The 19,695-nt window shown below is 64.1% G+C and carries 16 protein-coding genes; 8 read left to right on the forward strand and 8 right to left on the reverse strand.

The window, feature by feature from the left end:
* Window positions 1–168: 168 nt before the first annotated feature.
* Both NKJ15_RS23930 and NKJ15_RS23935 read right to left on the reverse strand, forming a co-directional pair.
* Window positions 169–543 (reverse strand): GtrA family protein, encoded by a 375-nt coding sequence (locus NKJ15_RS23930; RefSeq protein WP_352472815.1) that lies wholly within the window; start codon window positions 541–543, stop codon window positions 169–171.
* Between the two features lie 8 nt (window positions 544–551).
* Window positions 552–1,559 (reverse strand): glycosyltransferase, encoded by a 1,008-nt coding sequence (locus NKJ15_RS23935; protein WP_352817925.1) that lies wholly within the window; start codon window positions 1,557–1,559, stop codon window positions 552–554.
* A 129-nt stretch (window positions 1,560–1,688) separates the two neighbouring features.
* Here NKJ15_RS23935 and NKJ15_RS23940 point away from each other — a divergent pair, with 129 nt between their 5' ends.
* The 6 genes from NKJ15_RS23940 (at window position 1,689) to NKJ15_RS23965 (ending at window position 8,129) form a co-directional block, all read left to right on the forward strand.
* A complete protein-coding gene (locus tag NKJ15_RS23940; RefSeq protein WP_352817928.1) occupies window positions 1,689–3,491 on the forward strand; it encodes a GtrA family protein in 1,803 nt (600 codons plus the stop codon).
* A 131-nt stretch (window positions 3,492–3,622) separates the two neighbouring features.
* Window positions 3,623–4,390, forward strand: a complete 768-nt coding sequence (locus NKJ15_RS23945; protein ID WP_352817931.1) for an SDR family NAD(P)-dependent oxidoreductase — start codon at window positions 3,623–3,625, stop codon at window positions 4,388–4,390.
* The gene (locus NKJ15_RS23950; RefSeq protein WP_502906941.1) at window positions 4,390–5,340 is read left to right on the forward strand and encodes a 2-dehydro-3-deoxygalactonokinase; all 951 of its coding nucleotides are present in this window, start codon (window positions 4,390–4,392) and stop codon (window positions 5,338–5,340) included. Before NKJ15_RS23945 ends, NKJ15_RS23950 begins: the two co-directional genes overlap by 1 nt.
* Window positions 5,337–5,975, forward strand: coding sequence for a 2-dehydro-3-deoxy-6-phosphogalactonate aldolase (locus NKJ15_RS23955; protein WP_352472811.1), 639 nt, complete (start codon window positions 5,337–5,339; stop codon window positions 5,973–5,975). Before NKJ15_RS23950 ends, NKJ15_RS23955 begins: the two co-directional genes overlap by 4 nt.
* Entirely contained in the window at window positions 5,975–6,856 is an 882-nt protein-coding gene (locus NKJ15_RS23960) for an SMP-30/gluconolactonase/LRE family protein (protein WP_352817937.1), read from the forward strand. Before NKJ15_RS23955 ends, NKJ15_RS23960 begins: the two co-directional genes overlap by 1 nt.
* A gap of 214 nt (window positions 6,857–7,070) precedes the next feature.
* Entirely contained in the window at window positions 7,071–8,129 is a 1,059-nt protein-coding gene (locus tag NKJ15_RS23965; protein WP_352684077.1) for a D-alanine--D-alanine ligase family protein, read from the forward strand.
* Here the strand turns inward: NKJ15_RS23965 and NKJ15_RS23970 are convergent.
* The 6 genes from NKJ15_RS23970 to dnaK all read right to left on the reverse strand — a co-directional run bounded on the left by NKJ15_RS23970 (window position 8,126) and on the right by dnaK (window position 13,792).
* Entirely contained in the window at window positions 8,126–8,413 is a 288-nt protein-coding gene (locus NKJ15_RS23970) for a DUF1330 domain-containing protein (RefSeq protein ID WP_023679856.1), read from the reverse strand. The genes NKJ15_RS23965 and NKJ15_RS23970 overlap by 4 nt on opposite strands.
* Window positions 8,414–8,440: 27 nt before the next feature.
* The gene (gene pyrF, locus NKJ15_RS23975; RefSeq protein WP_352684079.1) at window positions 8,441–9,154 is read right to left on the reverse strand and encodes an orotidine-5'-phosphate decarboxylase; all 714 of its coding nucleotides are present in this window, start codon (window positions 9,152–9,154) and stop codon (window positions 8,441–8,443) included.
* Window positions 9,151–9,747: an NADPH-dependent FMN reductase gene (locus tag NKJ15_RS23980; protein ID WP_352472807.1), complete on the reverse strand. Its 597-nt coding sequence runs from the start codon at window positions 9,745–9,747 to the stop codon at window positions 9,151–9,153. Before NKJ15_RS23980 ends, pyrF begins: the two co-directional genes overlap by 4 nt.
* A gap of 60 nt (window positions 9,748–9,807) precedes the next feature.
* Window positions 9,808–10,413 (reverse strand): phospholipid N-methyltransferase PmtA, encoded by a 606-nt coding sequence (gene pmtA, locus NKJ15_RS23985; RefSeq protein ID WP_023679853.1) that lies wholly within the window; start codon window positions 10,411–10,413, stop codon window positions 9,808–9,810.
* A gap of 117 nt (window positions 10,414–10,530) precedes the next feature.
* Window positions 10,531–11,661 (reverse strand): molecular chaperone DnaJ, encoded by a 1,131-nt coding sequence (gene dnaJ, locus NKJ15_RS23990; protein WP_023679852.1) that lies wholly within the window; start codon window positions 11,659–11,661, stop codon window positions 10,531–10,533.
* A gap of 214 nt (window positions 11,662–11,875) precedes the next feature.
* Complete coding sequence (gene dnaK, locus NKJ15_RS23995; RefSeq protein ID WP_023679851.1) at window positions 11,876–13,792, reverse strand: molecular chaperone DnaK; 1,917 nt, start codon at window positions 13,790–13,792, stop codon at window positions 11,876–11,878.
* 570 nt (window positions 13,793–14,362) lie between these two features.
* Between dnaK and NKJ15_RS24000 the strand changes: the two genes are divergently transcribed.
* Both NKJ15_RS24000 and NKJ15_RS24005 read left to right on the forward strand, forming a co-directional pair.
* Window positions 14,363–16,324, forward strand: a complete 1,962-nt coding sequence (locus NKJ15_RS24000) for a hypothetical protein (RefSeq protein ID WP_352817942.1) — start codon at window positions 14,363–14,365, stop codon at window positions 16,322–16,324.
* 10 nt (window positions 16,325–16,334) lie between these two features.
* Window positions 16,335–19,695, forward strand: a 3,361-nt coding sequence (locus NKJ15_RS24005) for a DUF7929 domain-containing protein (protein ID WP_352817944.1), incomplete at its 3' end; no start/stop codon positions are given.

Raw genomic sequence — 19,695 nt, forward strand, 5'->3', positions numbered from 1 at the left:
ATACGCTCCAACACTTTGAATCCATGCATCGTGCTTTCCGAAAATCGTTTCCGATTTTTCGGGCCGATGCATCGACGAGAGCGATATAAGGAAATCGGCGGCCTCTGCCAATCGGCCAAGGTCATGATGAGGCTGCGCTTCTGGCGCAGACCCCAATGCGATGTGCGTTCAGCGGTCGAAGACCAGCTTGGAATAGCCGAGGAAGGACAGCGCCATGGCAACCAGCGAGGCGACCGCAAGGGCGACGAGCGGCGGCACCATCGGCAGCGCGAACAGCATGGCGCAATAGACGAGATAATTGACGAGGCTGGTGGCGATGCCGACGCCGCCATAGCGTGCGCCCTCTTGCGCGACGCCGCGGCTGGAAGGCGAGAAGGTCAGATGGCGATTGATCAGCCAGGTGACGGACAAGGCAAAACCGATCGAGATGATGCGAGCCGCGAAGGGGCCAAGCGGCGCTATCGCCAACACCAGCCAAAGCGCCGCCGCGTCGGCGACGAAGCCGATGCCGCCGGCGACAATGAAGCGGGCGAGGCGTCCCATTTAGGGCTCTAAGCCGCCCGCGGGGTCTTGCGCGGTCCGGTCTTCAAAATCGCGAGCGCACTTGCGCGTTCGCGTTCGACGCGGCCGGAAGGCATCGACAGATAGAAGATGCGCTTCTGCTCGGCCCGGCCGCGCGACACCGAGTCGAGGATTACCCCGGTCACCGCCGCCAGCATCGACAGCAGCAGCAGCCCGACCGACAGCACCCACGTCGGCATGCGCGGCACAAGCCCGGTTTCGGCGAACTCGATCAGCACCGGGGCCATCAGAAACAGGCTTGATGCCAGGAAGAACACCGAAAAAGCGCCGAAGAAACGCAGCGGCTGCGTCTCCTTCATCAGCATGGCGAACATCCACAGGATCTTCGCGCCGTCGCGAAAGGTCGACAGCTTCGACGAGGAGCCTTCCGGCCGGCGGCCATAGTCGAGGCCGATCTCGCTGACCGGCAATTTGAGCTGCGAGGCGTGCACCGACATTTCGGTCTCGATCTCGAAACCGCCGGAAACGGCGGGAAAACTCTTGACGAAGCGCCTGGTGAAGGCGCGGTAACCCGAGAAGATATCGGTAAAGTCCGAGCCAAATAAACGTTTGTAGAGGCTGTTGAAGATGCGGTTGCCGAAGGCGTGGCCTGTCCTGCCGGCGTCGTTGGCGACGCCGCGCCTGGTGCCCACCACCATGTCGGAGCGCTCGGTCAGCAGCGTGTTGATCAGTTGCGGCGCGTCCTCCGGCGCATAGGTGCCGTCGCCGTCGGCCATCAGGTAGATGTCGGCCTCGATGTCGGCGAACATGCGGCGCACGACATTGCCTTTGCCCTGGCGCGGCTCGCGCACCACGATGGCGCCGGCGGCGCGGGCTCGGAGCGCCGTCAGGTCGCGCGAATTGTTGTCGTAGACATAGATCGCTGCGGCAGGCAGCGTTTCGCGAAAGCGCCGCACCACTTCGCCGATCGTCAGCTCCTCATTGTAGCAAGGCAGGAGCACGGCGATGCTCGGCTCATGGCGCACTTCTTGTGGCATTTTCGTCTCCGGATGCCCTGTAAGGCCCCTGACCGCTCAAACGCCGGCCTCGCTCGGGCGGCTTTACTATTTATTGAAGCTGTTAAGGCTAGGTTTAAACCGCACCGTATTCCTTCCAAAGGTCCCGATATGAGCACAGCCGACGATGGCGCCTCCATTTGGAGGTCCGATATCGCGCTGGCGCTGCTTGCCACGGCGCTGGCGCTTGCCGTCAATGCCTTTGCCGGCTTCCCGGCACTGACCAATGCCGGCGGCGACAACGACAATCTGCTGCGCCTCGTCGAAGTTCGCGACATGCTGGCCGGCCAAAGGTGGTTCGATCTCCACCAGTACAGGATGGGCCTGGAAGGCGGTTTCGTCATGCATTGGTCGCGGCTGGTCGATGCGCCGATCGCCGCCATCATCATCGCCGTATCGGCCCTGACCGGCAGCGCGGCCTTTGCCGAGAATGTTGCGCAAGTGCTGTGGCCGGCGCTGCTCTTCTGCCTGACCGTATTTTTCACGGCTCGCGCCGCGCGCAGCTTTGCCGGTGACAGCGCCGTGCTGCCCGCTGTCGTGATCGGCGCTGCCGCACTGTATTTCCTCGGCATTTTTTCGCCTGGCGCGCTCGATCACCACAATGTCCAGCTGATGCTGAGCATGGCCAGTCTGAGCCTGTTGCTTGAAGCGCCAACGCGCAGGCCGGCGGCATTGCTCTCCGGCCTGTGCGCCGGATTGATGCTGGCCGTCGGCATGGAGACCGCGCCTTATGTGGCCACCATCGGCGCCTCTGTTGCCATACTGTTCGCCCTCGGCGCCAATGGCGAGAGGCTGATCGCCCGGGATTTCGGCCTCGGCTTTGCCGGCGTGTCCGCTCTCGTCTTTGTCGCCACCATTGCGCCGTCTGCCTGGGGTCAGGCGCAATGCGACGCCTTCTCGGCCGCGCAGTTCGTCGTCGCGGCGATTGCCGGAACCGGCCTTGCGGCGATAGCGTCGGTCGAGCCCGCCGGCCGCACGCGCCAATGGCGCATCGCCTCGCTTGGCCTGCTTGCCCTGGTATTGGCCGCTGTCATCGTCTTTTTGTTCCCACAATGCCTGGCAGCGCCCTACGCCAACCTCGATCCGCGCCTCAAGGAGCTATGGCTTGATCACATCGACGAGGCGCAGTCGCTGTTCAAGCTGCTCGCTGAAGATCCGGCCGGGGTGGTGGCGCGCTATGCCACGCCGCTCATCGCGCTCGTGCTGATGGCGCTTCGCCTTGGCCGTGGCGGCTGGCGGCGGCAGGACAGCCTTGTCGGCGCGCTGCTTGTCGTGGCCTTCATCGTCAGTGCCTGGCAGGTGCGCGGTTCGACATTCTCGATCGCCTTCGCCGTCATCCCGCTTGCCGCCTGGATTGCCAAATGGCGTCAACGGGCAGAGGTCAGCCCGTCGCGCGGCGTGGCGCTGCGCATGGCCGCCGTCTGGCTGGTTTCAGTGAATGCCGTCTGGACTGGGGCTGCCGCGGCGACCTCGGTAGCCTTCGACGACAGCAACACCATGGCGGATAATGGCGACGGCGCCGATGTCGCTTGCCAGCGCATGGCCTCCTTTGCGGCGCTTGGCCGCCTGCCAGGCACCACTATACTGGCAATTTCCAATCTCGGATCGCCGATCCTGGCCTATTCCGGACATCGCGTCTTCGCCGGGCCCTATCATCGCAACGTCGCCGGCAACCTGTTGGCGCTCGATGCCTTCCTTGGGTCCGATGCCGATGCCAGGACCATCCTGGCGGATCATCACGTCGGCATCGTCGCGCTGTGCCCCGGCAGCGCCGAAAGCAAGCTCCTCGCAGCCAAGGCGCCGGCAGGCTTTCTTGCCGGGCTGATGCGCGGCAGCGTGCCGGAATGGCTTGAGCCGGTTGCCGGGACCAGCGGAGCCGCCGTCGAATTGTACCGCGTCCGGCTGGGCAACTGATCGATCGGCGGCCATGCGGCCTTTTGTCGGACATAAGTCCTGACAATCCACTCTTTCGCCCTTGCCCGCCCGACATGGCTGGATAGGATGCGCGCCGGCCAGACCGCGATCATTGGACCGGGAGAGAATTTATGATGCCATCGGCGCGCTTTGCCGATCTCGAAGGCGCTTCGGTGCTGATCACCGGCGGCGGCTCCGGCATTGGCGCTGCCTTGACAGAGGGCTTTGTCCGCCAGGGGGCAAACGTCGCCTTCATCGATATTGCCGACCGTCCGAGTGTGGCGCTGGCCGATCGGTTAGAGAAGGAGCTGGGCCGGCGGCCGCTCTATCTCAAGACCGACATACGCGACATCGAGGCGTTGCGGCTGTCGGCGGGCAAAGCTGCAGAGGCGCATGGCGACGTGACGGTGCTTGTCAATAATGCCGCGCAGGATGACCGTCATGCCGTCGAAGACGTCACGGTGGAGTTCTGGGACAACAACCATGCCATCAACCTGCGCCCGCATTTCTTCAGCGCACAGGCGGTGGCGCCGGGCATGAAGCGGGCCGGCGGCGGCTCGATCATCAACTTCACCTCGACGTCGTTTCTCATCAACCATCCCGATATGCCGGCCTACACCGCCGCCAAGGCCGGCATCGTCGGTCTCACCAAGGGTCTTGCCGGCAAGCTCGGCGTCGACGGCATCCGTGTCAACGCGATCGCGCCCGGCTGGGTGATCACCGAGCGGCAGAGAAAGCTCTGGGTCACCGAAGAAGCGCTCGCCGCTCATGTCGCCAAACAGTGCATCAAAGAGGTGATGCAGCCGGAAGACATTGTCGGCACCGTGCTGTTCCTGGCGTCGGATGCCTCACGCATGCTGACCGCGCAGATGCTGATCGTCGATGGGGGGTTCCTGTGATCTCATCGAGCAAGGCAGCTTCCGTCGCGGCCGTCGACTGGGGCACCACCCGTATGAGGGTCTGGCTGCTCGACGGCGCCGGCAAGGTTCTCGCCGAGCGGCGCGGCGATGACGGACTGATCACCGCCCAGGCTAAAGGATTTTCGTCCATCCTCGAAGGGCATCTGGCTGCCCTGGGCGCAGCCGAGTCGCTGCCGGTCATCATTTGCGGCATGGCCGGTTCGCGCCAGGGCTGGCTGGAGGCGCCCTATGTCAGCGTGCCGGCGCCGATCGGCGCTATTCTCGCCGGCGCTGCCCGCATTCCCGGCCAGCGCCGCGACATCCGCATCGTGCCCGGCCTTGCCCAGCGTCTGGCCGACGCCCCGGATGTCATGCGCGGCGAGGAGACGCAGCTTGCCGGCGCCGGTTTGCCGGCAAAGGGACGCCATCTCGTCTGCATGCCTGGCACCCATTCGAAATGGGTGCTGGTCGAGGACGGCTCTGTTGCCGGTTTCGGCACCTGGCCGACCGGCGAGCTGTTTTCGGTGCTGGCCGCGCACTCGATCTTGCGCCATTCGCTGGGCGAGCCGCCGAAGTCGGTTGCCGCCGAAAATCCATTTTTCCGGGAGTGGTGCCTGAAGGCGTTGGCCGAAGGCGGTGACATCGGTTCAAGACTGTTCTCGATCCGCGCCGCCAGCCTGCTGCAGGATCTGAAGCCCGAGGATGCCGCCGCCTGCCTGTCCGGCCTGCTGATCGGCGGCGAGATCGCTTCGGCAAATCGCCGTTATGGGGCGAGTGCCGTGCCCGTCGTGCTGATCGCGTCGGGCGCACTCGGCAAGCTCTATGCCGAGGCGCTCGGCCTTGCCGGGCTCGCGGTCAGGGTGGTCGACGCCGACGAGGCGGTGCGTGCCGGTCTTGCCGAAGCCGCGCGCGAAAATGGCATGATCGCCGGAAATGGAGTTGCCGCATGACCGAAACCGCACCTTTTCCAAAGCTCGAGCGGGGTCTGGTCGCCATCCTGCGTGGCCTCAAGCCAAGCGAGGCGGTGGCGATCGGCCAGGCGATCTTCGGCGCCGGTATCGAAGCGATCGAGGTGCCGCTCAACTCTCCCGATCCTTACGCCTCCATCGCCAGCATTGTCGGAGCGCTTCCTCCAACAGCCTTGGTCGGTGCCGGCACGGTGCTCAGCGCCGCCGATGTCGACGGCCTGCACAAGGCCGGCGGGCGGCTGCTGGTCAGCCCCAATATCGATGCCGAGGTCATGGGCCGGGCCATGCACTACGGCATGGTGACAATGCCCGGCGTGTTCACGCCGACCGAGGCATTTCAAGCAATCCGGCTCGGCGCCTCGGCATTGAAATTCTTCCCGGCGAGCGTGCTTGGCGCGGCAGGCATTTCGGCGATGCGCGCGGTGCTGCCGGCCAGTGTGCTGGTCGGCGCGGTCGGCGGCGTTTCAGATAAGGATTTTGCCGGCTACAAGGCAGCCGGCGTCAGCGTCTTCGGTCTTGGCTCCAGCCTCTTCAAGCCGGGCATGAGCGTCGACGAAGTGGCAGCGCGAGCGAAAGCCGCAGTTCAGGCCTGGGACGCGGCGTTTGGAGCGGCATGATGAGCGAGACCGTTGTTTCGGTTTTTTCCGACCATGTCTGCCAACTCGGCGAGGGACCAAGCTATGACCCTGCCACCGACACGCTCTACTGGTTCGACATCGTCAATGGCCAGCTCCTCGAACAGCGCCTGTCGGGCGGTGCGGTCAAGATCCACGAGCTCGGTCAGATGGCCAGCGCCGTCGCCATCGTCGACGACCGGCGCCAGTTGATCGCCACCGAGACCGGCCTGCATGTCCGCGACGTCGCGACCGGCAAGCTGACGCTGCACACGCCGATCGAGGCCGACAATGCGGTCACCCGCTCGAACGATTCACGCGTTCACCCTTGCGGCGCGCTGTGGGTCGGCACCATGGGCAAGGGCGAGGAGAAGGGTGCCGGTTCGATCTACTGGTTCTTCAAGGGCGAGCTGCGCCGGCTTTATGCCGACATTACTGTGCCCAACTCGATCTGCTTTTCCGAGGATGGGACCATTGCCTATTACACCGACACCAGCACCGGGCTGTTGATGCGCGTCGGCTGCGATCCGGCGACCGGCCTGCCGGTTGGCGAACCGAAGGTCTTCGTCGACCACCGTTCGACCAAGGGCTATATCGATGGTTCGGTGCTCGACCGTGACGGCATATTGTGGAACGCCTGCTGGGGCGGCAGCGTCGTCGAAGCCTATGGACCCGACGGCAAGCTCGTCCGTTCGGTGGCGATGCCGGCGACGCAGCCGTCCTGTCCGGCTTTCGTCGGCAGGAATGCCGACCGGCTGGCGGTCACCTCCGCCTGGTCGGGCAAAAGCGAGAAGCAGCGCCTGCTCGACCCGCAAGCCGGCATGACATTCATGCTCGACATTCCAGTCAATGGTCGCTTCGAGCCACGCGTGCTGATTGGCTAGACCCATGTCTAGCATTGTCGTGCAGGCGTCCAGCTGACGTCGGTTCCGCGAAAGCCGAATGCATTCGCCGCGCGATGCTAGAACGGTTCATCGTTTCGCGGGAATGCTGAACCGCTCTATCTCTTTGTTTTGACGCAATTCCGGACGGAAAACCGTTTCACACTTTTCCTGGAATTGCTTTAGGCAATCGTGCTGCCGGGAAATCGTTTCGATCATGTCAAGCCGCGAGCCGAAGCTGATCCTTGTCTACGAGCCGGAAAAGGCTTGCTTCGATCGGCTGGTCGCCGATAACCACGTGCCGGAGCGTGCCGCCGAAATCGCCTCCTATCTGGCGCAATCGACCGACATCGCTGCTGAATTCGACGCACTTGCCGCCGCTTGCCAGACGCGCGGCCTGTCGTTCGTACCGCTGGCGCTCGACGATGCTGCAAGCGTTCTCGCCGGCGAGGACCCGAAGACCACGCTTGTCTGGACGCTGACCGACGGCATTGCCTATTTCCGCGGCGGCGCCGCACCAGCTCTGGCACGGCTGAATGGGCTGAAGGCGATCGGCGCCGACGATGCGTCGTTCGCGCTCTGTCAGGACAAGTTCCGGTCCGGCGCCGTGCTCGGCGCGCTTGGCCTGCCGGTGCCGCGGGCGGGCCTTGCCCGTGACGGCGCCTGGCTGGTCGCGCCACCGGCCTCGCCCGGCGGCTGGTTCGTCAAGCCGAACCGGCTCGGCGCCAAGATCGGCATCTGGCCGGATTCGCACTGCCACGATCTCGGCCACGCGCTGGAGCTTAGCCGGCGCGTCTTCGCCGCCTATCGCGACGATGTCGTCGTCCAGCCCTATGTCGCCGGCCGCAACGCGCGCGCCAGTTTTCTCGGATTGAGGCCGGATACCGGCGTCGAGGCGCTGGGCATCGCCTTTGTCGATTCGGGCGGCGACTTCCAGACCATGCAGGACAGCCTGGCGCTTTACGGCGATGCCGGCGCAGCGGCGAAAGCTGCGGGAAAATATACCGAGCCGGTGCTGCTGCCGGTCGCCGGCAGCCAGCCTGAAGCCGATGCAAGAATCCGTCGCATCGCCGAACGCCTGATGGTCGGGCTTGGCCTGCGGGATGTGTTTTCCATCGATTTCCGGGTCGAAGCCGACGACAGCGTCCACCTCATCGAGTTCGAGGTCTGCCCCGGCCTGCCCTGCTTCGATTTCCGCGATTACTGTCGCCAGCAATGGGGCTTGAGCCTCGCCGATGCGATGGCGGAGGCAGCGGCGAACCGGCTTCTCGCCTAAATCCCCTCGACCAACACGATTTCGCCCTCGGCCACCTTCTGGCGGATCGCGACGGCGCGCTGGTATTCGGGCGAGTGGTAGCAGTCATGCGCCGCCGCAAGCGACGGAAACTCGATGATCACGTTGCGGTCGCGGCCCGGCCCCTCGGCCTTCTCATGCGCGCCGCCGCGCGCCAGGAACTTGGCGCCGAAGCGGTCGAAGGCCGGTTTGGCAGCTGCGACATAGTCCTTGTAGCCTTCCGCATCGCGTACATCGACGCGAGCGATCCAGTATCCCTTGGGCATGGCTTTTCTCCGGGTTAATTCCTGCCCTCAGGCCGAGCGCATTTCATCGAGGATCGCTTCCGCCGCCGCCCGCCTGTCGGCCGCACCGACGATCGGCCGGCCGACGACGAGGTGGCTGGAGCCGTTGCGGATCGCCTGCGCCGGCGTCACCACGCGTTTCTGGTCGCCATGGTCGCTGCCCTTCGGCCGGATTCCCGGCGTCACGACCGCCAGGTCGGGGCCGACGATGCGGCGCACCGCCTCAGCTTCCTCGGCCGAGCAGACGATGCCGCCCATGCCGGCATGCAGCGCCTGCTCGGAGCGCCTCAGCACCAGTGTATGCGGATCATACTCATAGCCGGCGTCGATCACGTCCTGCTCGTCCATCGAGGTCAGCACGGTGACCCCGAGTAGGCAAAGGTCGCTGCCCCTGGCAGCCTCGACCGCCGCCTTCATCGTCTTCGGATAGGCATGGATCGTCAGCATGCTCATGCCCATCCTGGCGATGTTTTCGACCCCCTTGGCCACGGTGTTGTCGATGTCGAGCAGCTTCATGTCGAGAAAGATCCTGGTGCCGCCGCTGGCCAGCTCGCGGGCGAAGTCGAGCCCGCCGGCAAACGCGAGCTGGTAACCGATCTTGTAGAAGGAGACGATCCCGTCGAGCTCGCGCACCGCTTTCTCGGCTTGCTTCAGCGTCGGCAGGTCGAGGCCGACGATCAGCCTTTCCTGCATCGTGTCGGCATGCGCGGCGTCCGGGATCATGCCTCGATCCGCGTCGACAGCATGCGCGAGGTTTCGATCAGCGTTCGGCATAGGTGCTCCATCGATTGGCGTAGTCTCTCGTCCCTGAACTTGCCCTCGTCGTCGAAGGCGTAGCCGCCCTCCGGCACCGAGCATTCCGGTGTCACCACCTCCATCCGGCAGCGTACCAGAACGGCGCGCAGATGGTTGATGCAGCGTATCCCGCCGAAGGGTCCGTTGGAAGACGAGCAGAGGCCGGCGACCTTGCCGGCAAGTGGCCTGAACGTCCGGCCGCCATCCTTGCGCAGCTGGCTCACCCAGTCGATGCTGTTCTTGAGCAACGGTGGAATGGAGCCGTTATATTCGGGCGTCGCGACCAGCAGCCCGTCATGGGCGGCGATCATCCGGCCGAGCTTGAAAGCATTGTCGGGAATGCCTTCTTCCTTTTCCAAATCCTGGTCGAGGATCGGCAGCGGATAGTCGGCGAGCGAGATGCGGGTCACCTCGGCGCCCTGCATGGCAAGTTCCTTCTGTGCCACGTCGGCGGTCCTGCCGCTATAGGCGCCGCTGCGCACCGAACCGGCGACGACGAGAATTTTCGGGATCACAGCCATGGGTCTGCCTTGTCACCCGATGGGTATAAGACAAGTGCTATTCAAACCCAACGTTTCAATTCATGCGGCCCCGCGTCGGTAGATCCAAAGCTGCGTCGGCGGAATGTTGCGGATGACGAAATGGAAATGCTCGACCGTATAGTCGCCGCGGCCCGGCGGGATCGGCGACAGCGGCCCGTAAGTCAGCTGCACGATCGGCCGGCCCGCCGGGATACGGTCGAGCAGGCTCTCGACATAGGCGATGCGCTGGGCGACAGGGAAATTGAGCAGCGGCACGCCCGATATCACAGAATCGAAGATCAGGTCGCGCTTGTCGCCGAGCGTCGCGTCGAGATTGAAGGCGTCGCCCTCGATGACGTTGACGCCTGGATAAAGCTGGCGCAGATGGCGCACGAAATCAGTGGAATATTCGACCGCGTAGAGATTCTCAGGCTTAATGCCCTGGGCGAGGATGGCGCGTGTGATGACGCCTGTACCGGGTCCGACCTCGAGCACCGGCAGGCCGGATGTCGGATCGACGATCGAGGCCATCTTGCCAGCGGTGATGGAACTGGTCGGGACGATCGAACCGACCGCCTTCGGCTTGTCGATCCAGCCCTTGAAGAACTTCAGCTCGTCGTCGAACTTTTCCGCCAGCGTCTTTCGCAGTCCGGGACTACGCGTCATTGAAAGTCCTCCTCAACGCTCCCTCGCATGCTACTTAGCAGTTACGAGGTGCAAGACAAGGCGAATCCCCGGATAAGGTGTTGATGACGCTCGGGAAGCGTTTTCCAGGGATCAGCTTCAGTGCTCGCCGAACGTTTCGAAAAAGTCTTTCATGCGGGCGAAAAATCCGCTCGACTGAGGCGAATTGTCCTTTGAGGAAAGCTGCTCGAATTCCTCCAGCAATTCGCGCTGACGGCGCGAAAGGTTCTGCGGCGTCTCAACCACGGTCTGGATGTAGAGATCGCCGATATTGGGCTGGCGCAGCACAGGCATGCCCTTGCCCTTGAGGCGGAACTGGCGACCGTTCTGGGTGCCTTCCGGCACCTTCACCTTCGTCTGGGTACCGTCCAGTGTCGTCACCTCGAACGAGCCGCCAAGCGCTGCCGTCGTCATCGAGATCGGCACCTTGCAATAAAGATCGGCCCCGTCGCGCTGGAAGAATTCGTGCGGCTTGACCGCGAGGAAGATGTAGAGATCGCCCGACGGGCCGCCGCGCAGGCCGGCCTCGCCCTCATTGGCCAGCCGGATGCGGGTACCATCCTCGATGCCGGCAGGGATGTTTACCGACAGCGAGCGCTCCTCGGTGACACGGCCCTGGCCGGCGCATTTTGGGCACGGATCCTTGATGGTCTGGCCGCGCCCCTGGCATTGCGGGCAGGTGCGCTCGATCGAGAAGAAGCCTTGCGTGGCGCGCACCTTGCCGTGGCCGTTGCACATCGAGCAGGTGACGGGCTGGGTGCCAGGCTTGGCGCCGCTGCCCGAGCATTCCGAGCAGGAAATCGAGGCTGGCACCCGAATCTGCGCGGTCTTGCCGGAAAATGCCTCTTCCAGCGTAATTTCCATATTGTAGCGCAGGTCGGCGCCGCGCTCGCGGCCGCCGGACGAGCGGCGCTGGCGCCCGCCCATCATGTCGCCGAAAATGTCTTCGAAAATGTCGGCGAAGCCGCCGGCGCCAAAGCCTTGCGCCCCGCCATTCATACCGCCGTGCTCGAAGGCGGCGTGGCCGAAGCGATCATAGGCGGCGCGCTTCTGCGGGTCCTTCAGTGTCTCGTAGGCTTCGTTGATTTCCTTGAACTTGTGCTCGCAGGCATGGTCGCCTGGGTTGCGGTCGGGATGGAACTGCATGGCGAGCTTGCGAAAAGCGCTCTTGAGCTCCTTCTCGTCGGCGCCCTTTTGCACGCCTAGCGTTTCGTAAAAATCAGCTTTCATGTTTTCCCGCAGTCCGGATAGTCAACGTCTTGAAGCATCGTTGCGTCGTTTGCCGGCACGCTGTTCCGATTTAGGTGTGATGGAGCCGCGATGCCAGTGTCTACGAGGCTTTGTCCGCATTTTTTCGGGCAGCTCAGCGTTTTTTCCGGCAAAGGGTTGCAAAAAAGCCCGGCTGTGCGCCGGGCTTTTTCCCTTACCTGTACCGTCAGGCGGTTCAGGCCGACTTCTTCTTCTCGTCGTCTTCGTCGATTTCCTCGAAGTCGGCATCGACGACGTCACTGTCCTTGGCGGCATCAGCCTTGGCGTCGGCCTCGGCGGCTTCCTTCTGCGAAGCCTCGTACATGGCCTGGCCGAGCTTCATCGAGACTTCGGCGAGCGTCTGCGTCTTGGCCTCGATCTCGGTCACATCGTCGCCTTCGGCAGCGGTCTTCAGCGCCGCGATCGCATCGGCGATCGCCGTGCGGTCGGCCTCGGAAACCTTCTCGCCGTATTCCTTCAGAGACTTCTCCGAGGAATGCACCAGCGCCTCGGCCTGGTTGCGGGCCTCGACCAGCGCGCGCCGCTTCTTGTCGGCTTCGGCATTGGCCTCGGCGTCCTTGACCATCTTCTCGATGTCGGCGTCCGAAAGGCCGCCGGACGCCTGGATGCGGATCTGGTGCTCCTTGCCGGTGCCCTTGTCCTTGGCCGAGACGTTGACGATGCCGTTGGCGTCGATGTCGAAGGTGACCTCGATCTGCGGCACGCCGCGCGGCGCAGGCGGGATGCCGACCAGATCGAACTGGCCGAGCGCCTTGTTGTCGGCGGCCATTTCACGCTCGCCCTGGAAGACGCGGATGGTCACCGCCGACTGCGAATCCTCGGCCGTGGAGAACACCTGGCTCTTCTTTGTCGGAATCGTCGTGTTGCGTTCGATCAGCCGCGTGAATACGCCGCCCAGCGTCTCGATGCCGAGCGACAACGGCGTCACGTCGAGCAGCAGCACGTCCTTGACGTCGCCCTGCAGCACGCCGGCCTGGATAGCGGCGCCCAACGCGACGACCTCATCCGGGTTCACGCCCTTGTGCGGCTCCTTGCCGAAGAACTGCTTCACGATCTCCTGGATCTTGGGCATACGGGTCATGCCGCCGACCAGGACGACTTCGTCGATTTCGCCGGCCTTCAGGCCGGCATCCTTGAGCGCCGCCTTGCAAGGATCGATCGTGCGCTGGACGAGATCCTCGACCAGGCTCTCGAACTTCGCCCGCGTCAGCTTCAGCGTCAGGTGCTTGGGGCCGGTGGCATCGGCGGTGATGAAGGGCAGGTTGATCTCGGTCTGCGTGGTGGACGACAGCTCGATCTTGGCCTTTTCAGCCGCTTCCTTGAGGCGCTGAAGGGCGAGCTTGTCGTTCCGCAGGTCGATGCCCTGTTCCTTCTTGAACTCGGCCGCCAGATATTCGACCAGACGCATGTCGAAATCCTCGCCCCCGAGGAAGGTGTCGCCATTGGTCGACTTCACCTCGAACACGCCGTCGCCGATTTCGAGCACCGAAATATCGAACGTGCCGCCGCCAAGGTCATAGACGGCAATCGTCTTGCCTTCCTTCTTGTCCAGTCCATAGGCAAGTGCTGCCGCCGTCGGCTCGTTGATGATGCGCAGCACTTCGAGGCCGGCGATCTTGCCGGCATCCTTGGTCGCCTGGCGCTGGGCGTCGTTGAAATAGGCCGGAACGGTGATGACTGCCTTCTCGACCTTCTCGCCGAGATAGGCCTCCGCCGTTTCCTTCATCTTCTGCAGGATCATCGCCGAGATCTGGCTAGGCGACTGCTTCTTGCCGCCGGCCTCGACCCAGGCGTCGCCATTGTCGCCCTTGACGATCTTGTAGGGGACAAGCTTCTTGTCCTTCTCCGTCACCGGATCGTCGTAGCGGCGGCCGATCAGGCGCTTGACCGCGAAAATGGTGTTCTCAGGATTGGTAACCGCCTGGCGCTTGGCCGGCTGGCCGACGAGGCGCTCGCCGTCGCTGTTGATGGCGACGATGGAAGGGGTCGTGCGGGCGCCTTCCGCATTCTCGATCACCTTGGATTCCTTGCCGTCCATGATGGCGACACAGGAGTTGGTTGTTCCCAGATCGATACCGATTACTTTTGCCATTTCTCTAATCTCTCCGCTAAGCAGGCTCTCAGGACCCGTACAGGCGTTCCGACGAAAGCCCCTGTTCACAAGAAATTCCGCTCCGGCAACCGGCATTCGGCGCTGGACGGCTTGGCGCGTATATAAGAACAGGCTGCGTGGCGCGCAAGCATTCTGCGCAAGGCGTTCACCATTCATCGCGGTTGATCGGATTCGGGACCGGCAGGCCCGTATTTTCCGACGGTGATCCAGCCGGCCCGGCCCCGGCCCATGAACCTTTCCGCCTCGCCCCGCGACTGACGCTCAGGTGCCGCGTGGTGCGGCCCCGGAAAGGAAAGCCCCATGACCACAGATCCAGAGGCTCCATGGTCTCCGGGAACAGCAGGAGCTCAGCGCGACCATGGCCTTCGGGACCGGGTCGATGCGCTGGGCTTTTCGCCGGTTCCGTTGACCCTGCGCGGACCCAGGCGTATCGTGACGTTGAGGAAAGCAGACAATTCGATCAGGGATGAACGTGCCGGAACGCCGCGCCTTGCCCTGATTTGCGCGCCGGGACCGGATGTTTCTCCCATGACCTGTGGGGGGAGATCCATGTCTTGCGACCACGGCGCGTTCGTGCGCTCTCGTGCCGGCCGTTTGCGCCGCGCCATCGAGGCTGCCAGCGGATTGTCGATCCTGGCGCTCGCCGCTGGGCTCTGGCTCGGTGGCTCGGCACAGGCTCAGGAAACCCGGATCATCTATCCCGGCTCGATGGCAGTGACCGGATTCTCCGGCACCATCATTCCCAATTTCGAGGAAGGCCTGCCGCCGGGCGTCGATCCCGTCGACGAAACCTTCATCGACACGGCGCGCGCGACCTTGCGCATCTTCGACGTCTCAAGGCTGGGCGGGCCGGCGTCTGGCCAATTGGTCTTCACCCCGCCACCGTTCGAGGTCACAGCCGGGCAAATCGGCCAGGTGTTCGGCATCACCTACGACGACGGCGTGCGCGACGGCGTTCCATCGGCCATTCCAAACCTCTATGCCGGCGCCACGTCGCTGCACGGCATCCGCATAGTCACGCCAGACGGCGACGCCGACGGCCGGCCGGAGCGGCAGCGCCGCGGCACGGCTGACGCTGTCTTCATGGACGGCCAGTTCGGCACCGAAAACGGCGGCGGCCCCGGAACGATCTGGAAGATCGACGGCATCACCGGCGCCGTCTCGAAATTCGCCGATATCGACGCCAATAGCGGTCCCGGCATCGGCGACGTCACTTTCGACAATATCCACCGCCAGTTCTTCGCCAGCGATCTCGACACCGGCCTCATCCACCGCATCGACGCCAATGGCGCGCTGCTCGACACGTTCGACCACGGCATAGCCGGCCGCCCGGCGCACGGGCTTGCCGCCGTTGCCGACGACGGCTCGGTGATTGACATCCAGGGTGCTGCCTTCGACAGCGAGGACCCCGACAGCTGGGGCTACACGCAGGACGAGCGCCGCGTCTGGTCGGTCGCCTATCGTGGCGGCCGGCTCTATTATTCGGTCGGTGATAAGGCGGAGATCTGGTCGGTGGGCGTTGCCGGCGACGGCAGTTTCGCCGGCGACCTGCGCTGGGAACTGACGGTCAAGGCCGACAAGGATTACGCGGTCACCGACATCGCCTTCGACAACGAAGGCTTCATGTACCTGGCCCAGCGCGGCCCGGTGGAGAACCGCTACGACTACAGCCAGTTCGCCGATTCCGGCAAGGGTGAGGTCATCCGCTACTGGCGCGAAAATACGGACGATCCGGCGACGGAATCGGCCTGGGTGGAAGTGCCGCAGGAATATGCGGTCGGCTTCCCGCAAGACAACCGACAGTCGGCCGGCGGCCTCGACCTGCAATATGGCTACGATGCCGAAGGCAATCTCGATATCGGCGTCTGCACTTACACGCTGGTCGATACCGGCGACAAGTTGCGCGACAACCCGGAGCTTGCCGAACAACTCGCAGCCGGCGGGCCGCTCGCCGTGCACGGCGTGCAAATCACGCCGACGGCACTGGCCAAGCCGGCCAACATGCCGCCTTTCGGCTCGTGGTTCGTCGACTTCGACAATTATTTCGAAGACCCGGAAGTCGAAGGCCATGTCGGCGACGTCGAGGTCTGGCGCCCCTGCGAGGGCCGTGCCGGCTATTACGAGCAGGTGCCGGGCGGCTATCTGCCGCCGTTCTATCCGCCGGACTTTCCGCCCCCCGGCAATCTGCCTCCTTGCCTCGATGTCGAGGATGTCAGGTATTTCTGCACACCCTCCGGCCTCGAGGCCGATCTCTATCTCCATGACCATGCCGGCTTTGGCGGCGATTCGATCAAGGCTCTGTCCAGGACGCCTGGCGTTGGGGTGACTTCACCTCTGTCGCATGCGCCCGGCGCGCCATACACGATCGGCATCACCGGCCATTACCCTGGCGATACGGTCGACGTCGGGCTCTGCTTCTACAGGCAGTCCGATAGCGACAAGGGTGGCTACTACCCTTGCTGCAAGATGACCTTGCCGCTCAGAACCCCAGCCGTCAGCTGCGAACCGTGAGGAGGGGAAGATGAGCAATCTCGCATTTTTCCCGCCTGCGACGAGCAGCCAATCAACCGGCAAACAATCATTCGTCATCGAGACCATCATGAAACCCCTGTCACTCGCCAGGCGCGGTGTGCGCTGGCTGATGGCGGCCGGTATCGCGGTCGCCATGCTGAGTCCGCTGCAAGGCTTCGCTGAAGACCTTGCTCCGGCCAAGACCAAGCCTGCCGATGCGGGCATCTACACTGCCGTTACAGATCCCAGGCTCGATTTCGACAATCCTCGCATCGTCAATCCGGAGCCGGGCCGGATCGTGCCCTTGTTCACCAAGAAAGGCACCCAGAGAGGCTGCGACTATGTCGTATACTCGCTGAGCTTTGGCTTGCGCGGCAATCCGCAGGGTTTTGCCAGCCCGGACCTCGCCGCCATGCTGAAAAAGGTCAGGCTCGATTTCAGGGACCAACTCCCGCACGGCCTGCGCATCGTCGGCGTGCATGTGACCGGCGACGGCACCGATGCGTCCGACGGACCGCTGCCTGGTGCTGCGATCAGCAGTTCGGCTACACCGGACGATACCGCGACGGTACCCGATTTCCGGATTTCCGCCAGCGATCTCGACGGCATCGGCGCTGCGAACGAGCGCGTCGTCACCTTCCAGATCACCGCCAAGATTGACCATGCGGCGTTTCCGTCGCCGACGACCGTTCACAACCAGAGCGTGCTTAAGGTGAGCCGCGAACGCGGCGCCGGCGTCGAAATCCCGTCGCAGGATCCGGGCAAGCCGGACGACGGCAATTATCTCACGGGTGCAAAGACGTCGATCAAGATCGACGTCACCAGGTGCAACCCGCCGCCTCCACCTCCCGGCAAGGAATGCTTCAAGGTGGAGCGCGGCACGGTCGATTGCGTGCCCGGCGGCGGCGCCTTCATCTACCACATGCCGGTCGGCCCAGAGATGGCTGGCAAATGGGTGCAGCTTTCGACGACGACACCCGGCATCACCATCATTCCCGACACGCAATTGGTGCCGGCCGGCGGCGGTGTGCTCAATTGGAAGATCGTCGGCGCTTCACCCGGCGACGTCATCCACATCATCGTCACCGGTATCGAAACCTATGCCGGCCCGAGGGAGGGCTGGGGCCTGTGCTGTACGCAGACTGTCGATATCGTCATCCCGCGTGATCAGCGCTGCCCACCGAAGGACAAGGAACCGGATCTGAAAGTCGAAAAGCGCGCCGACGTGCAACGTTGCACGATGGGTGGCGGCTGCGACTTCACCATCAGGGTCACCAATGTCGGCGATGCACCCTACCACGGCAAGATCGTGCTCAACGAAGTCACCCTGCCGGCCGGCTCCACCCTCGATTCAGGGCCGAACCCGCCTTGGGTCTGCGCGCCTGGAACCACCCCGATGATTTGCACTCATCCGGTGACCACGCTCAATCCGGGTGCCTCTGTCGACCTCAAGCTCGGCTTCAAGCTGGCCGCAGGCTGGCGAGGCAGCGCCTTGCGCAACTGCGCCACTTACAATTACGGCGCCAGCGGCAAGCCGCTTTTCGGCAGCCAGCAAAACGATCGCGGCTGTGCTTCGATCCCGGTCTGCCGGCGTGGCGATCGTGACCGCAACTGCCGGCCGCCGGTGGAGAAGAAGGTCGACCTGATCCTGAAGAAGCGCGCCCGCACCGAATTCTGTTCGGCCGATGGCGTCTGCACCTTCGTGGTCGACATAATCAACAATGGCAGCGTCCCCTATAATGGGCCGCTGACGGTCGTCGATACCTATCCGGGCGGCGTGCCGGCATCCTCGACCTTCGGCCCGACGCCGCCATGGACATGCGGACCGAACGGCCCCGGCCAGTTCCGCTGCGACAATGCCGGCATCGTGCTGTTGCCTGGCGCCTCGACGCCGATCTTCGTCAGGGCGGTGATGCCGGCCAACTACCGGCCCGACAGTGTCGAGAACTGCGCCGAGGTGAAGGCTATTCCCGGTGAGAACGACATCACCAACAACAGGGCCTGCACCAAGGAACGCATCCGTCATCCGAATGCCGGCCAGCCGGCCCTGCGCATCACCAAGGTTTGCAATGGTTCGCTGGCCGGTGCTGCGGTCGTTTCCTGCCGCATTACCGTCATCAGCCTCGGCACCACTGCCCCGACCGGTCCGGTACGGGTCAACGATGCCGCGACGCTGATAGCCGGCGGAGCGCCGGTCCAGATCCAGACCGTCACCCCAGACGGCGCGGAATGGACTTGCGGACCGGTTCCGGCCAATGCGCTGTCGTGCCAGCTTGCCGGCGCCGTCATGACGCCTGGAACCAGCCGCCATTTCGACGTGACGGTTGCCGCGAACGGCGAATTCGAGAACTGCGCACGCGGCTCCTACGGCCCGGCTCCGGGAGACGACATCGTCTATCCGATCGGCCAGGCCTGCGCCAAGGGCGGCGGCGCCTCGACCATCCGCGTCGAGAAGACCGGCGATGCCGAGTGCAAGCCCGGCCAGCCCTGCTCGTTCGAGATCGCCATCACGAACGATGGCGCGAGCGCCTTCTCCGGCCCGGTTCGCATCGGCGATGCGATCGGCGTCGAAGGCCTCGGCCGGCTGGAGGGCGTTGCGATCACCTCGATCGATCCGCCCTTCGGCTGCTCGCCGGAGCCGGCAATCTTGCCTGTGTCCTGCATCGCTCAACTGACGCTCGGCGCCGGGGAAAGCCACGTTCACAACGTGACCGTGGTGCTTCCCGACGACGGTCGCCTGGCAAATCTGCAGGGCACTGTCAATGGTCAGAACTGCGTCGGCGTGCTCTCTCCCGACACGCCGGTGCAAGGCGGCGGCGACGTGTTGTCCCGCGGCGCGGCCAACGTGCAGGGCGATCACGGCAAGGCCTATGCCTGTCATCCCTTCACCATCAGGAATGAGGTGAAGAAGGAATGCTCGGCAGGCTTCGTCATGAACGACGCCGGCAACTGCGTCTGCCCGCCCGGCACGACCTTCCGCAACGGCCAATGCTCGTCCGGCGGCGGCACGGTCATCGTGCCGAAGCCAAAACCTTGCGTTCTGCTCAAAGGCCAGATCCGTACCGAAGACGGACGCTGCGTCTGCCCGCACGGAACCGAACTGGAGAACGGCGCTTGCGTGGGGAAAGAGCCGAAGCCCGAGCAGTGCACCATCCGTGGCCAGATCCACGACGCTGCCGGCGATTGCGTCTGCCCGCGGGGCACGGAAGTCAGGGGTAGTGCCTGCCGGCCAATCCAGCCGAAGCCGGAGCAGTGCACCATCCGCGGTCAGATCCACGACGCCGGTGGCGATTGCGTCTGCCCGCGGGGTACGGAAGTCAGGGGCAATGCCTGCCGGCCAATCCAGCCGAAGCCGGAGCAGTGCACCATCC

Source organism: Mesorhizobium sp. M0207 (assembly GCF_040321995.1).
Lineage (GTDB): Bacteria > Pseudomonadota > Alphaproteobacteria > Rhizobiales > Rhizobiaceae > Mesorhizobium.

Coding starts and splice junctions, on each gene's coding strand:
- NKJ15_RS23930 (WP_352472815.1), bottom strand. CDS start 543: ATGGGACGCCTCGCCCGCTTCATTGTCGCCGGCGGCATCGGCTTCGTC.
- NKJ15_RS23935 (WP_352817925.1), bottom strand. CDS start 1,559: ATGCCACAAGAAGTGCGCCATGAGCCGAGCATCGCCGTGCTCCTGCCT.
- NKJ15_RS23940 (WP_352817928.1), top strand. CDS start 1,689: ATGAGCACAGCCGACGATGGCGCCTCCATTTGGAGGTCCGATATCGCG.
- NKJ15_RS23945 (WP_352817931.1), top strand. CDS start 3,623: ATGATGCCATCGGCGCGCTTTGCCGATCTCGAAGGCGCTTCGGTGCTG.
- NKJ15_RS23955 (WP_352472811.1), top strand. CDS start 5,337: ATGACCGAAACCGCACCTTTTCCAAAGCTCGAGCGGGGTCTGGTCGCC.
- NKJ15_RS23960 (WP_352817937.1), top strand. CDS start 5,975: ATGAGCGAGACCGTTGTTTCGGTTTTTTCCGACCATGTCTGCCAACTC.
- NKJ15_RS23965 (WP_352684077.1), top strand. CDS start 7,071: ATGTCAAGCCGCGAGCCGAAGCTGATCCTTGTCTACGAGCCGGAAAAG.
- NKJ15_RS23970 (WP_023679856.1), bottom strand. CDS start 8,413: ATGCCCAAGGGATACTGGATCGCTCGCGTCGATGTACGCGATGCGGAA.
- pyrF (WP_352684079.1), bottom strand. CDS start 9,154: ATGATCCCGGACGCCGCGCATGCCGACACGATGCAGGAAAGGCTGATC.
- NKJ15_RS23980 (WP_352472807.1), bottom strand. CDS start 9,747: ATGGCTGTGATCCCGAAAATTCTCGTCGTCGCCGGTTCGGTGCGCAGC.
- pmtA (WP_023679853.1), bottom strand. CDS start 10,413: ATGACGCGTAGTCCCGGACTGCGAAAGACGCTGGCGGAAAAGTTCGAC.
- dnaJ (WP_023679852.1), bottom strand. CDS start 11,661: ATGAAAGCTGATTTTTACGAAACGCTAGGCGTGCAAAAGGGCGCCGAC.
- dnaK (WP_023679851.1), bottom strand. CDS start 13,792: ATGGCAAAAGTAATCGGTATCGATCTGGGAACAACCAACTCCTGTGTC.
- NKJ15_RS24000 (WP_352817942.1), top strand. CDS start 14,363: ATGTCTTGCGACCACGGCGCGTTCGTGCGCTCTCGTGCCGGCCGTTTG.